The sequence below is a fragment of the Bacteroidia bacterium genome, from assembly GCA_020852255.1.
GTDB lineage: Bacteria > Bacteroidota > Bacteroidia > JADZBD01 > JADZBD01 > JADZBD01.
In genome coordinates, this window is the sequence record JADZBD010000025.1 from 53,082 (window position 1) to 67,506 (window position 14,425).

A 14,425-nucleotide genomic window follows, 5' to 3' on the forward strand; every position below is an offset into this window, starting at 1 on the left:
ATGAAAGGTTCCCGCTTAGCGGTACGGTACGCAAAATCACTGATCGACCTGGCTGTAGAAAAAGGCAAGGTGGAACAGGTATATGCGGACATGAAGCTGGTACAAAAGACCTGTAAGGAAAGCCATGAACTGGAATTGCTTTTTAACTCTCCCATTGTAAAAACAGATAAGAAACAAGCTATTCTGAAAGCCTTGTTTGATGGGAAGGTGGACGCTATCACCTCTGCCTATTTTCAACTGATGGCCTCCAAGCGCCGCGAAAGTTACATCCCTGCCATTGCCGAATCCTATATTGAAAAATACAAGGTGCGGAAGAAGATCCTCACCGCTGTGATCACTACCGCCTACGGGCTGGATGACGATGTTCGCGCCAAAGTAATGAAACTGGTGAAAGACAGCTACAGCAGCGAAGTGGAATTGGTGGAGAAAGTGGATAAGAATATCATCGGAGGGTTTATCCTTCGCATTGGCGATAAACAGGATGATACCAGCTTACTCCGGAAAATTAAAATGCTTACACGCACATTCAACGAAAATCCTTACATCAAAGACTATTAATAATCAATTATCATGGCAGAAGTAAAACCAGCAGAAGTATCCGCAATCTTACGCCAGCAACTGGCAGGATACAAAACCGCCTCGGATCTGGAAGAAGTAGGAACCGTGTTGCAGGTGGGTGACGGTATTGCGCGTATCTACGGTCTTTCCAACGTACAATCCGGTGAGCTCATTGAATTTGAGAACGGACTCAAAGGAATTGTATTGAACCTGGAAGAAGATAACGTGGGAGCTGTATTGCTTGGTTCTTCCAATGATATTAAAGAAGGGGATACCGTAAAACGTACCGGTCGTATTGCTTCCATCAAGGTGGGAGAAGGTATGCTGGGGCGTGTGGTGAATACCATGGGAGAGCCCATTGACGGAAAAGGACCGATCAAAGGTGAGCTTTTTGAAATGCCTATTGAGCGTAAGGCTCCCGGGGTAATCTTCCGCCAACCGGTAAATGAACCCCTCCAGACTGGTATCAAGGCGATTGATGCCATGATTCCCATCGGGCGCGGACAGCGGGAATTGGTGATCGGAGATCGGCAGACCGGGAAAACCGCAGTTTGCCTGGATACCATTATCAACCAGAAAGAATTTTATGAGCGCGGAGAACCCGTGTTCTGTATTTATGTGGCCATCGGACAAAAAGGTTCAACGGTAGCCAACGTACAACGCGTACTGGAAGAGAACGGAGCTATGCCTTATACGGTAATCGTTTCCGCCACAGCTTCTGATCCTGCGCCTATGCAGTTCTACGCGCCTATGTCCGGTGCCGCTATCGGAGAGTTCTTCAGAGATACCGGTCGCCCGGCACTTATTGTATATGATGATCTTTCCAAACAGGCGGTGGCCTACCGCGAGGTGTCCCTTCTGCTCCGTCGTCCTCCCGGCCGTGAAGCCTATCCCGGCGACGTATTCTATCTGCACAGTCGTTTGCTGGAGCGTGCCGCAAAAGTGATTTCTTCCCAGGATGTGGTGAAAAACATGAATGATCTGCCGGATTCTTTAAAAGATAAAGTAAAGGGCGGAGGATCTCTGACAGCCCTTCCCATTATTGAAACACAGGCCGGTGACGTATCTGCCTATATTCCTACTAATGTGATCTCGATCACTGACGGGCAGATATTCCTTGAGGCGAACCTGTTCAACTCCGGTGTGCGTCCGGCCATCAACGTAGGTATTTCCGTATCCCGCGTGGGAGGAAATGCCCAGATCAAGAGTATGAAAAAAGTTGCTGGAACGTTAAAACTGGATCAGGCGCAATACCGCGAATTGGAAGCGTTTGCAAAATTCGGATCTGATCTGGATGCGGCTACTAAATCGGTACTCGACAAAGGTTCACGGAACGTAGAGATCCTGAAACAAAATCAGTTCTCTCCGTTCAGGGTTGAGCAACAAATTGCCATCATCTATTGCGGAACCAAAGGATTGTTGCGTAACGTGCCTTTGAATAAAGTAAAAGAATTTGAAGTGGATTTCCTCCAATACATGGAAAGCAAGCATAAGAATGTGCTAAATGACCTGAAAGCCGGGAAGCTGGATGATACGATTACCGGAACCCTGGAGAAAGCGGCCGCAGAAATTTCAGCGAAATACAAATAACCCTTTGATTCTTGATCTTTGAATTTTAATTCTAAATGCCGAATTTAAAAGAAGTCAGAACCCGGATCACTTCTGTGTCCAGCACACAGCAGATTACTTCTGCTATGAAGATGGTTTCTGCTGCCAAATTAAAACGGGCTCAGGATGCCATAGTTCAGATGCGTCCGTATGCAGAGAAACTCAAGGAGATACTTGAAAACGTTTCTGCCAGCTTATCCGCTTCAGATGGCATATATTCCAAACAGAAAGAGGTAAAATCTGTGTTGTTGATTGTGATTACCTCTAACCGCGGATTGTGCGGAGGGTTTAACTCTTCAGTGATCAAACGGGCCTTGCTTACCGCACGACAAGAATATGCCGGAAAGCAAATTTCGGTATTGTGTATTGGGAAGAAAGGGGGAGATTATTTCCGGAAAACCGAGTACAAGATCATTGGGTCTGATTTGCCAAGAAAGGTAAACGAGTTGTTTGATAAGCTAACTTTTGAAAATGTGGCCCCGGTTGCGGAGAAGATCATGGAAGCGTTTGTGAAGGGGCAGTTCGACCGTATTGATCTTGTCTATAACAAATTCAAGAATGCCGCTACGCAGATCAACACCCGTGAGCAGTTTTTGCCGGTGGCACCGCCCGCCAATGACGGGAAGAAGAAGCGCTCCGTTGATTATATTTTTGAGCCAACGAAAGAGTTTATCATAGAAGACCTTATTCCCCGTTCTTTAAAAACCCAGTTCTACAAAGCCTTATTGGATTCCCATGCTTCCGAACACGGGGCACGCATGACGGCCATGCACAAGGCTACGGATAACGCCCGCGACATGCTGCGCGAACTGCGCATCACCTACAACAAAGCCCGTCAGGCCGCCATCACCAAGGAGATCTTAGAGATCGTGGGTGGAGCGGAAGCGTTGAATAATTGATTGATTTAGTGAGATTTACGAAGATCTTTGGAACTGTAGTTCTACGGACTTAGTTTTGCGTTTTCATAATATAGTGTTATATTTGCTTTAATTATATAAGACTATATTATGAAATTTAAACGAGTCTCTTTTGAAGATCCTATGGCTATTTCCTTGCCTCCGAAACCTGAATCCGGATGGGTTCAGTGGATGCGTGGCGCACTTCAGATGTCGTTAAGACAATTGGGCAAACGACTGAACATTAGCGCCCAGAGTGTGAATGATCTTGAGCGGAGGGAGCGCGAGGCCAGCATCACCCTGCATGCCCTGCAGCAGGCGGCGGAGGCAATGAATATGAAATTGGTTTACGCGCTGGTGCCAAAAGAGAAAGGGATAGAAGAAATGATCCGTCAGAGGGCAGAGGAAAAGGCCAAAGAAATTGTGATGCGCACGCACCAAACGATGATATTGGAAAAACAGGGTGCAAAAAAAGAATGGATTGAAAATGCCATCCGCCAGAAGACCGAAGAGTTGATGCTGAAAATGCCCCGGTATTTATGGGATTGAAAAAGGGAGATTCGTCTGATGGGCAGACTTTGCTGAGTGAAGGCGACCGTGACGGGCTTTTGATTAAAAGCATCCGAACCCGGGAGGAGCTGAACAGGTGTGAACACTTGAACATTCAGGAAGCGTTGGAATGGACCTTGGGTAAAAATTTTGATGAGGAGGAATTGTTATCGGAGCAATTTACCAGGGACATTCATCGGAGGATGTTTGGGAGTGTTTGGGAGTGGGCCGGAAAATTCCGAAGGAGCGATACCAATCTGGGGGTGAACTGGAAACAAATTCCCGTACAGCTCAGGCAACTGAACGATGACGTACGGCTATGGATCAAGGAAGAAAGCTTCCCGCCGGACGAATTAGTGATCCGCAATAAACATCGCCTCGTATGCATCCACGCCTTTCCTAATGGGAACGGACGACATTCGCGCTTAATGGCAGACCTCTTGATCCGTCATGTTTTTGATGGGAATTATTACACCTGGGGAAGCCAAGCCACCGAATCGTCCGAAGAAATTCGCGAGCGTTACTTAAAAGCTTTGCGTGAAGCCGACCGGGGAAAATACACGGCGCTGATACGGTTTGCGAGGAGTTGAATAGTTATTCATCCTGTTAGAATATTTGCCATTGATTACTCCTTCGTCTTGAAATAATATCTTTGGGATGGGCTAACGTGAGATATAAGAATTACGCCATCGTACATTTGGGCTGGAATAATTCTTTCCAACACCCTACCAACATTATAACAGTACATAGGCTTGATTTTGGAATAAGCAAGAGTCTGGCGGCTAACCCCCTACTCCCCGTTCTTCCCTTCCTCGGCCGGAGGTTTTGGGAAAACCCGCTTCATGCTCTGCAGTTTAACAGGATTGATCACAAGCGGAAATTTTTCCACCACCACAGAGGAAGTGTCGAGGCCAAAGGCGCGGCCTTCGGATAACCCCAGCCACTTGAGAATGCCGTAAATGTCCAGGGTGATCTTTTCCAGGAAGGGGAATTCGTTCTCGAAGCTCATGAACTTCTCGATCACTATAAAGCGGAAATCGCCGATTACCCCGCTTCTTCCCAATGACTCATAGCGTGAAGTGATATCCACCTCGTGGTTCGCTACCAAATCCTCGATCACCTTGCGGAACATGAGGTTGATTCGGGGTGCCACACGGAATCCCAGTTTGAATTCAACACGAATAATATCATTCTTTACGATCTCAATCACTTTATAATCCATCCGGTAAGGCTCATCCACCACGTCTACATGCACAAACCAGTATATATCCGCCCGCTTTGGCCGTCGTTGTAAAATAGAATGCACCACCTTTTGTTCAATCTCATCGGCCTTATTTGCGCTGGTAAGATAGACTAAATGCGTGGCAAATTTCGGTATGCTTTCATCTTTGCTCAGCTCCGCAATCATGGGCACATAATCGTCAAGCTTCACAAACTCCACATAACGATTGCGGATTTTTCTTCCACCCTGCCAGCACCACATGGCAAGGTAGAGGATGGATGCGATCATTAAACTTACCCATCCGCCTTCAAAGAATTTTCGGGAATTTGCCACCAGGAAGGCAGACTCCACAATTAAATACACTACGATGAACCCGATAATCCAAATTCCTTTATAGTGCTTGATCCTCATGTACCAGATCAGAAGTAATGAGGTCATTATCATCCCTACAATGATGGTTAGTCCGTAGGCCGCCTCCATGTGTGACGATTCTTTAAAATAAAGTACTACTCCAACACAGCCTGCCCATAACAACCAGTTCACCGAGGGTATATACAATTGTCCCTTTAATTCTGTAGGGTATTTAATCCTGACTTTGGGCCAGAAATCCAAACGCACGGCTTCGTTGATCAGGGTAAATGATCCGGAGATTAACGCCTGGCTGGCAACAACGGCAGCGGCAGTAGCAATGGTGATCCCGACAGGCAGAAACCATTCCGGCATAATGGAATAAAATGGATTGCTGCTGAGCTGTTCACCATCCCGCGCAATGAGCCATGCGCCTTGTCCAAAGTAATTTATAAGTAACATTGTTTTCACAAAGATCCAGGTGATGCGAATATTCTTCCTCCCACAGTGGCCAAGGTCTGAATACAAAGCTTCAGCCCCTGTAGTGCAGAGAAATACCGCTCCCAGAAGCCAAAATCCTTCCGGATGATCGGATAATAAATTAAATGCATAATGCGGACTTACTGCGGCCAAAACTCCCCAATTGTCCGAAACCTGAATAATTCCTAAAACTCCCAACATCAAGAACCAAACCATCATGATGGGGCCAAACGACTTTCCAACGAACTTTGTACCGAATTGTTGAATCGTGAAAAGCAATGTAAGAATGATTAAAATAATAGGAATAGTGGGGATGTGACTTAAGGATTCAACTTGACCTAATCCTTCTACTGCCGACGCAACAGATATCGGAGGGGTGATAATTCCATCTCCCAAAATAAAACACCCGCCAATTATTGCAGGATACATCAGCCACTTCACTTTGGTTTTCTTTACCAGCGCGTAAAGCGCAAATATTCCGCCTTCCCCCTTGTTATCTGCACGTAATGTAAGCATCACATACTTTAATGTTGTTTGCAGCGTAAGAGTCCAGAAAATACAGGAAATCCCTCCCAGCACCACATCGGCCGAAATAATTTTCCCATCGCCTACAATGGCTTTCAATACGTAAAGCGGGGAGGTACCGATATCGCCGTAAATGATCCCCAGTGTAACCAGAAGTCCGGCGGCAGTAACCTTGCTCAGGTAACTATGATATCCGTTTTGCACAGGATCAGCGAGGGTGCAAATTTACTTGTTTTCCTGCTCACCAAAATCAGTTCAACAGGATATATTCGTCGAAATTGTTTATCAACGGCCTCGCAAAACACTATAAATCATCTGATTATGATCTGCGTCACAAATCTGACCTTTAGACCTTTCGACGCAAAAAGGTACTTTTGAAAAGTGAGAAGCCAGAAGATCCTCTATCCCGTGTATGGCACCGTGTTTCTGACGGCCTGCATCGTTTCTTTTCTGCATTTTTCTCCTGTCTTTCATTTTGATCTACATTCCGACATGGTGATTCCTGTGCTCCAGGCGTATGATTTTAACTGGAGAACGGATCTATATTACTGGGGACAGGACCGGCTGGGAAGTCTGCTGCCCGCCCTCGCCCACCTGTTCCGATGGCTGCCTGTGCATACAGTTTGGCTTGTTTCGGTTCTTCAATGGATGCTCAGTGCTGCCGCCCTGTGGTTACTTACCGATAAACTGCGTCCGTTGTTCCTGCGTTTGTTGTTTGCCGTGGCATGGCTCATGCCATTCCCGTTTTTTTCCTGGAATCTGCTTGTAGGACAACCGTACACTGCCCAGTTTTTCCTGATCGGACTCAGCTTCTTTTTCCTCTACAGGTACAGGGAATTTCGCGGCCATGCCCTTAAAAAAAGTTTTTTGCTGGGCTGTTCCCTTTTTTCATGGATGCTTTCCGTTTGGACCAATGATATGTCGGTAGTGATTTTGCCTCTTTTCCTGCTGTTTATTCTGCAGCCCTCGCTGGATATGGGTAAAGAAGGTACGTCCACTGTTTTCCGTTTTCGCATTCCGTTTGAGATGAGCCGGTCAGACATTGCCGCATCCTTTGTAGCCTTACTGGCAGGGGTTTTCTTTCTCCTGTTTGCCAAATCACAGGCTTACCAGTTCAAATATACCGTGTACCGTGTTTCCGATATATCCGTGGTCACAGACGGGCTGTTCCAGCTCTTCAATGAGGTCACACGCGCCTTCGCCTTCCGGGTTTTTAACATTCTGGTTTCAGTTCATGCCTGGCTGCTGCTGCTTATCCTGGGGCTCACTTTCCTGAGCGGAAGAGTAAAAAATGAATCCTTCCCCTTGTCTAACCTGCTCCTCTTTTCATCCGTACTTACTTTCTTTGCCTTGCTGTTCTCGGAATGGGTTTCTCTGAATTCATTCCAGGCAAGGTATTTTGTAGTACCCTACTATCTGTTGCTGCTGGGAATTTTTTTTCGCATCTGCTGTATGCAGGCCGGAAGAATTCGCCTGGCTGCCACCATCGCCCTCACTGCTGCCGTTCTTCTTTCCGCGGTAGATTCCCTGATTCATTACCCCTGGGCGGCAACCGGCGATAAACATCTTTCCTTTGCTGAACACCGTGTAATTACAACGCGGCTCGACAGCGGGGCGGTGCTGGGAACGTACTGGAACTCGTACCTGCTCAGCGCGGGTGATCCCGGCAAGATCACCGGAACTCCGAAAGAGCACGAGCCGATCCGGAACTACGACCGGATGTGGGCCGCCTCAAAAATGAAACGGATTTATCTTGTAAAAAACAACTGGCTCGATTCTTTCCCTGATACCCTCACCCAGTTCGGCCGACAATTGTACCGCAACGGAGCACCCTTCCGGTTCGAATACCTTGAACTCTGCGAATACCGTTAAACTTCAAACCCCCATTCGTCTTTTACGCTGCCGCCTTTTTTTGGCAGGGGATGCGCCGGCTGTTGTTTTCCGGGGCGCGTTTCTTTTTTCGGGGAAGGGCCGGCTCCTTTGTTTCCCATTTCCACCAGGGCAAATTCGAGTTGTTTGCGCGCAAGATCCGCTCTCTTTACAAGTATCCTCACCTTATCGCCCAGTGTAATTTTTCGCCGGAAACGTTTTCCGATCACCGAATAACTGGTCTCGTCAAAATAATAATAATCGTCCGTCATGTCGCGAAGGCGGATCATTCCCTCGCAGAGCGAATCGTTCAGTTCTACAAAAAAACCGAATTCAGTAACTCCCGACACCACCCCGTCAAACTCCTCTCCGATTTTATCGCCAAGGAATTTGACCTGCATGTATTTGACGGAGGCCCGCTCGGCTTCGGCCGCAATTTTTTCTCTTTCGGAGCTGTGTTTGCACTTTGACTCCAGATCCGCCTCTTTGGGATAATGCTTGTCGTTACTAAGGCATTTCTCCAATAGCCGGTGCAGCATCACATCCGGGTAGCGGCGGATGGGAGAAGTAAAATGAGAATAATATTCAAATCCGAGCCCGTAGTGCCCGATATTTTTTGTGGAATAAACGGCCTTGGCCATGGTGCGGATAGCGAGGAGCTCAATCGCATTGGCTTCGGGCTTCCCCTGAACATCGCTCATTAGTTTGTTAAGTGATTCCGCGATGCTCCGTTCTGTTTTGGTACTGATCTTATATCCGAACTTAGAGGCAAAATCGGCGAAAGAGCGCATCTTCTCCGGATCCGGTGAATTGTGAATGCGGTATACATTAGGGCGCGGTGCCGCTGCTTTCCCGCTAAGGGTTTTTCCCATACCGATGAATTCAGCCACCCTGCGGTTAGCCAGCAGCATGAAGTCCTCGATCAACTGGTTAGCATCTTTCATTTGTTTAAAGAATACACCCAGGGGGTTCCCCTCCTCGTCCAGCTTGAATTTCACTTCCAGTTTTTCAAAACCTATGCTTCCCTTCTGAAAACGGTCCCTTCGCAGTTTTTTCGCCAGATCATCTAATAGCTTTAGCTCATCCGCCAGATCGCCGGTACCGTTCTCCAGCCGTTCCTGCGCTTCCTCGTACGTAAAACGCCGCCGCGAATGGATAATTGTCTTACCGAACCACTCGCTTTTAATTCTGGCTTCACTGTCCAGTTCAAACACCGCGGCGAAGCAAAGTTTGTCTTCATCAGGGCGAAGGGAACACAGGTCGTTGGATAATGCCTCCGGCAGCATGGGAACAGTACGATCCACCAGATAAACGGATGTTGCACGGGCGTAAGCCTCCTTCTCCAGCAGGGTATTCTCCTTCATGTAATGCGTAACATCCGCAATGTGAATGCCCACTTCCACGTTCCCGTTGGGAAGTTTTTTCAGGGAAAGCGCGTCATCAAAATCCTTCGCGTCAAACGGATCAATGGTAAAGGTGAGCACCTCGCGAAAATCTCTTCTCTTTTTAATTTCCTCCGGCGTAATCGTCCTCGGAATTTTTTCCGACTCCCTGATCACCGCTTCATCAAACGAATACGGCAGGGCGAATTCTTCCAGAATAGCGTGAATCTCCGCATCCATTTCCCCGGCATTGCCAAGAATGCGGAGGACTTCTCCTATGGGATTATCCTCTTCCGGATACTCCAGAATTTTTACCACCACTTTCTGTTTGTCCGTTGCTCCTTTGAGCGAAGATTCAGGAATAAAAATATCTGCACCGAATTTCTGGTTGTCGGGTACCAGGAAACCAAACTTCCCTTTAACCTGCAGGGTTCCCACCACCTCGGATCGTCCGCGGGAAATTACCTCTTCCACTTCTCCTTCTGCCTTTCGTCCGCTTCGGCCTTTACTCACTTTCAGGCTGACAATATCTCCGTGAAGCGCTCCGTGCAGTTTGGATTCATGAACATAGATATCGTCTCCTTCTCCTTCGGTGGGAATAACATACGCTGATCCGGACATCAGCCGCTCTACACGTCCTGTTACCTGTTTGCCTTCAAACTTCCATCTGAATTTTCCCCGGTCGGTCTCCTCCGCCATTCCTTTTGTAACCAGATCTTCCAGAATATGCTGAACCAGCATTTTCTGTCCGTGCTCTGTAATGGCTAGAAACGATGATATCTGCTTATAATTCAGTGGCTTGCCCTTGCTGTATCGCAGCGCCTCGATCACCTCCTCAAACAGGTACTTTTTATTTCTTACTCCTTTCTTTCTTCTTATTTTTGAAGACATGGGGATAAAGATAGGGATAAAAGACAGGGATTTCGGGAAAGGGATAATTGATAAAAGATCTGCTATGATTAAAAATTTTGTTCTTCTGCTGGGACTGCTCGGCCTTACAGCCGCACTCCGGGCTCAAACCGCGGTGAATGCCGGAGCCGATCAGAATATCTGCGTTCCGAACTGTGCCAACCTGACCGCCACCATCACACCGGCACTCGGCACCAACACCTACACCGTTGCGCAAATTCCGTACGCGCCGGATCCGTTCACCAACGGAACTGCGCTGGTGTGGCAAAGCAATTCTGATGATGAAGTACACGGACCATACGCTATCGGATTCAATTTTTGTTTTTTCGGCGTAACACGTAACCAGTTTTATATTGGCACCAACGGGTGGGTGGGATTTTCAAACGGACCTACTGCTTATACCGCGGCTTCCGTTCCCAATACAGCCGCAACGGTTCCAAAAGATTGTATCATGGGGCCATGGCAGGACTGGTATCCTGCGCCTTCGGGAGGAACCATTCGGTACCAGGTTTACGGAACAGCGCCTTTTCGCCGTCTGGTGGTATCCTGGAACAACTGCGCATTATATAACTGCACCTTCCTTACAGGAACATTCCAGATCACTTTATATGAAACAACGAACATTGTTGAAACGCATATACAGGCCAAGCCCGGACCCTGTGCCTGGGCCGGCGGAACGGCAGTGCATGGCATCCATAATTTTTTCGGAACCATTGCTTACACGGTACCCGGACGAAACAGCTCGCAATGGACGGCTTTTAACGATGCCTGGAGGTTTTCCCCCGCTGATCCTCCTGCCTATACTTTTCAGTGGCTTCAGGGCGTGACACCCATCTCGAACAATCTTTCCGTTACCGTTTGTCCTACTGTTACTACAACATACACCGCACAGATCACCTATTCCTGTGATAACACGAGCTGGACCGATCAGGTGACGGTTACGGTGGGATCACTTTCGCCTACCGTTTCGGGTCCTGTCACAATATGCCAGAGTCAGTCTACCGGTTTAAGTGCCTCCGGCGGTGTTTCCTACGTATGGTCGCCCTCCTCTTCACTGAACAATTCCACCCTGGCCAATCCTACAGCCTCTCCTACTACCACCACTACCTATACCGTAGTAGTAACCGATGCGAACGGATGTACAGGCTCGGCCACGGTACTGGTAACAGTACTTCCTCCGCCCAATGCAAACGCCGGACCCGGCGGAAACATTTGTCCGGGTGGATCTGCCAACCTGAACGCCTCTGGAGGTACTTCCTATACCTGGACTCCTGCAGCTTCACTGAATAATTCAACGATTGCCAACCCGGTAGCTTCTCCCACTGTAACCACAACGTATACTGTGACCGTCTCAAACGGAAGTTGCTCTTCCACGGCCACTGTCACGGTTACTGTATTCACACCACCTTCACCAACTGCTTCGGCAAACACCAATCCGATTTGTTCCGGATCCACCACACAACTTTCCGGAACCGGCGGCGCTTCCTACAGCTGGACGCCGGCCTCCTCGCTCAATAATTCTACTATCAGTAATCCATTAGCATCGCCAACCGTAACCACCACTTACACACTCACGGTAACCGATGCCAACGGATGTACCGGCACCACCACGGTTACTGTTACAGTGAATACAGCCAACGCTACCGCGTCGGCAACAAACAACACCATTTGTCCGGGAGGAAACACTTCGCTTAACGCCACCGGCGGAGGAACCTATGTGTGGACTCCCGCGGCTTCGCTGAATAATTCAACAATCGCTAATCCTACCGCAACACCCACCACCACCACCACTTATACAGTTACGGTAACGGCACCGAACGGCTGCACGGCAACGGCTACTACTACAATCAATGTGGTTCCCCCTCCAAATCTTTCCGCCACAGCTTCGCCCCCGGCGTTCTGTCTGGGAGGAAATTCACAACTCAACGCATCAGGAGGCGTAGGTTACAGCTGGACACCCACCAGCTCATTGAGTAATTCCACCATTGCCAACCCGGTAGCCACACCTACTACCACTACATCCTATACCGTTACCATCACTGACGCCAACGGATGTTCGGGAACCGTGGTTGTAACAGTTACTGTGAACCAGGCGCTGGCCACCGCCACCGCCACGCCGGCGGCCATCTGTTCCGGAAGCTCTACAACGCTGAATGTTGCGGGTAACGGAACTTCCTTCGCCTGGACTCCGTCTTCCTCGTTAAGTTCCTCCACGGTTGTTTCTCCCTCTGCTAATCCCACCACAACCACAACCTATACCGTGCTGGTCACAGACGCCAACGGATGTACCGCCACATCCACCATTATGGTAACTGTGAACGCCCTCCCCAATGCCACTGCTTCTGCAACGAACAACAGTATTTGCCTTGGATCTAACACCACTCTTACCGGGGGCGGAGGAACATCCTATGCCTGGACACCGTCGGGTTCGCTAAGCGCCTCCACCGGGGCAAATCCCACCGCCACACCCACCGCCACCACTACGTACACAGTAACCGTCACCAACACGAACGGATGCACGGCCACTGCAACCGTGACCATCAATGTTAATCCCGCCTACACGCTCGCAGCCGGCGCTTCTACGGATCAAACCTGCGGTAATACGGATGGAACGGCCACCGCCGGAACTCCGAACGGAGGAAGTGCCCCGTTCACCTATTTGTGGAACAACGGACAAACCGGGGCAACAGCAACCGGACTAACTAACGGAACCTATACGGTAGTGATCACGGATGCAAACGGATGTACGGCATCGCAAACGGTAACCGTAAATCAAATCATTGGTGCCAATGCGAACGCCAGCGCAGTTCCTCCTTCCGGAATAAGCCCGCTGCCTGTAAATTTCAACAATACATCATCCGGTGCCACCAACTACATCTGGAACTTTGGCGATGGCAGCCCGCTCTCTAATGCCCAAAACCCTTCTCACACCTATAATAGTCCGGGCACTTATACTGTAATGCTCATCGTTTACAACAACAACCCTGCCTGTGCAGATACAATTTACCTGACAGTGGAAGTGGTACAGGAAATAAGTGTGATCATACCCAATGTGTTTACTCCCAATAACGATAACAGCAACGATATTCTGACTGCCACTATTCAGGGACTAAAATCAGCTACCGTAGAAATTTATAATCGCTGGGGAAATCTGATTGATACCTGGGATCCGATAACCGCGGGCTGGGACGGAAAGGCACCGAACGGACAATTGCTCTCCGACGGATGTTATTACTATGTGCTGAACGGAACAGGTATGGATGATCTGCCCTTTACAAAAACCGGCTGGTTTATGATTATGAAATAAAGAAATACTCCGGAGAAATGCCGGAGTCTTTTCTTATTGCGCCTTTACCACGCGGAGGTGTTCTCTTTTCCCAGAATGATACCGCAACTCCAGAATGTATGTTCCGGGCGACCATTCCGGATCCAGATAAAGCGTAGCGCTGAACGGCGCTTCCAGTAACACTCTTCCATCTGCACTCAGGATCATTACATGCTCCGGTTTCTCCTTTCCTGGAGGAATGCGAATGGTGAGTGAATTAGAACAGGGCACAGGGTAGATGCGCTTGCTCTCTTCGTCTGTTTCAGCCACGCTGCTATATCCCAGAATATAAACCGGATAAGGGAGAGTGGATCCGTTGAGCCAGTTGGCATTCATCGCCTGGGGCCAGATCACTACAATATTTCCTCCGATGCGGTAATCATTGGGGGTGTACACTTCATTCAACACCAGAGGAAGGCTGTCGTTGGGGGGAATGACCACCGAAAAAGTATCAATCTGAACTGTATCCGCCCCGTTTCCGGAATCCACCGATGTATACAACCAAATTGTTCCCTGATAGGTAGAAGAAGAAGAAAAATTCTTTACCCATACAAAATAGGTTGCCTGGTCGTTATAGTATGCGGTAGTTGGAATATTGGTGATCTGATTACTATCAGCAAAGCCGAGTGTAAACTGGGAATAAACAGGAGCCATTCCCAGAAGCACAAGAAAGGAGATCAGTGAATAAAGTCTTTTCATTATAAATGTGAATTACTGTTCAGACGTAAAATTACCGGAAGGGCAGCGCGCATTC

General features: G+C 48.4%; 10 protein-coding genes. 7 read left to right on the forward strand and 3 right to left on the reverse strand.

What is annotated here, in order from left to right; translation table 11 throughout:
* The 5 genes from atpH to IT233_13680 all read left to right on the forward strand — a co-directional run bounded on the left by atpH (window position 1) and on the right by IT233_13680 (window position 4,201).
* Window positions 1–558, forward strand: a complete 558-nt coding sequence (gene atpH, locus IT233_13660) for an ATP synthase F1 subunit delta (GenBank protein MCC7303681.1) — start codon at window positions 1–3, stop codon at window positions 556–558.
* Between the two features lie 12 nt (window positions 559–570).
* Window positions 571–2,148: a F0F1 ATP synthase subunit alpha gene (locus IT233_13665; protein ID MCC7303682.1), complete on the forward strand. Its 1,578-nt coding sequence runs from the start codon at window positions 571–573 to the stop codon at window positions 2,146–2,148.
* Window positions 2,149–2,183: 35 nt separating this feature from the next.
* Window positions 2,184–3,065, forward strand: a complete 882-nt coding sequence (gene atpG / locus IT233_13670) for an ATP synthase F1 subunit gamma (GenBank protein ID MCC7303683.1) — start codon at window positions 2,184–2,186, stop codon at window positions 3,063–3,065.
* A 108-nt stretch (window positions 3,066–3,173) separates the two neighbouring features.
* Window positions 3,174–3,611, forward strand: a complete 438-nt coding sequence (locus IT233_13675; protein MCC7303684.1) for a mobile mystery protein A — start codon at window positions 3,174–3,176, stop codon at window positions 3,609–3,611.
* Window positions 3,602–4,201, forward strand: coding sequence for a mobile mystery protein B (locus IT233_13680; protein MCC7303685.1), 600 nt, complete (start codon window positions 3,602–3,604; stop codon window positions 4,199–4,201). Before IT233_13675 ends, IT233_13680 begins: the two co-directional genes overlap by 10 nt.
* Window positions 4,202–4,401: 200 nt before the next feature.
* On the opposite strand, the gene IT233_13685 is transcribed toward IT233_13680, so the two are convergent.
* Window positions 4,402–6,390 (reverse strand): KUP/HAK/KT family potassium transporter, encoded by a 1,989-nt coding sequence (locus tag IT233_13685; GenBank protein MCC7303686.1) that lies wholly within the window; start codon window positions 6,388–6,390, stop codon window positions 4,402–4,404.
* A gap of 177 nt (window positions 6,391–6,567) precedes the next feature.
* On the opposite strand from IT233_13685, the gene IT233_13690 reads away from it, so the two are divergent.
* Window positions 6,568–8,058 (forward strand): hypothetical protein, encoded by a 1,491-nt coding sequence (locus tag IT233_13690; GenBank protein ID MCC7303687.1) that lies wholly within the window; start codon window positions 6,568–6,570, stop codon window positions 8,056–8,058.
* Here IT233_13690 and rnr read toward each other — a convergent pair.
* Complete coding sequence (rnr, locus tag IT233_13695) at window positions 8,055–10,328, reverse strand: ribonuclease R (protein MCC7303688.1); 2,274 nt, start codon at window positions 10,326–10,328, stop codon at window positions 8,055–8,057. The genes IT233_13690 and rnr overlap by 4 nt on opposite strands.
* A 64-nt stretch (window positions 10,329–10,392) precedes the next feature.
* On the opposite strand from rnr, the gene IT233_13700 reads away from it, so the two are divergent.
* Complete coding sequence (locus IT233_13700; protein MCC7303689.1) at window positions 10,393–13,653, forward strand: gliding motility-associated C-terminal domain-containing protein; 3,261 nt, start codon at window positions 10,393–10,395, stop codon at window positions 13,651–13,653.
* Window positions 13,654–13,686: 33 nt separating this feature from the next.
* Here the strand turns inward: IT233_13700 and IT233_13705 are convergent, their stop codons facing one another.
* Window positions 13,687–14,370: a T9SS type A sorting domain-containing protein gene (locus tag IT233_13705; protein ID MCC7303690.1), complete on the reverse strand. Its 684-nt coding sequence runs from the start codon at window positions 14,368–14,370 to the stop codon at window positions 13,687–13,689.
* Window positions 14,371–14,425 lie beyond the last annotated feature (55 nt).

Bases quoted from the DNA above. Each gene is read 5' to 3' on its own strand.
- atpH (MCC7303681.1), top strand. From the start codon at position 1: ATGAAAGGTTCCCGCTTAGCGGTACGGTACGCAAAATCACTGATCGAC.
- IT233_13665 (MCC7303682.1), top strand. From the start codon at position 571: ATGGCAGAAGTAAAACCAGCAGAAGTATCCGCAATCTTACGCCAGCAA.
- atpG (MCC7303683.1), top strand. From the start codon at position 2,184: ATGCCGAATTTAAAAGAAGTCAGAACCCGGATCACTTCTGTGTCCAGC.
- IT233_13675 (MCC7303684.1), top strand. From the start codon at position 3,174: ATGAAATTTAAACGAGTCTCTTTTGAAGATCCTATGGCTATTTCCTTG.
- IT233_13680 (MCC7303685.1), top strand. From the start codon at position 3,602: ATGGGATTGAAAAAGGGAGATTCGTCTGATGGGCAGACTTTGCTGAGT.
- rnr (MCC7303688.1), bottom strand. From the start codon at position 10,328: ATGTCTTCAAAAATAAGAAGAAAGAAAGGAGTAAGAAATAAAAAGTAC.
- IT233_13700 (MCC7303689.1), top strand. From the start codon at position 10,393: ATGATTAAAAATTTTGTTCTTCTGCTGGGACTGCTCGGCCTTACAGCC.
- IT233_13705 (MCC7303690.1), bottom strand. From the start codon at position 14,370: ATGAAAAGACTTTATTCACTGATCTCCTTTCTTGTGCTTCTGGGAATG.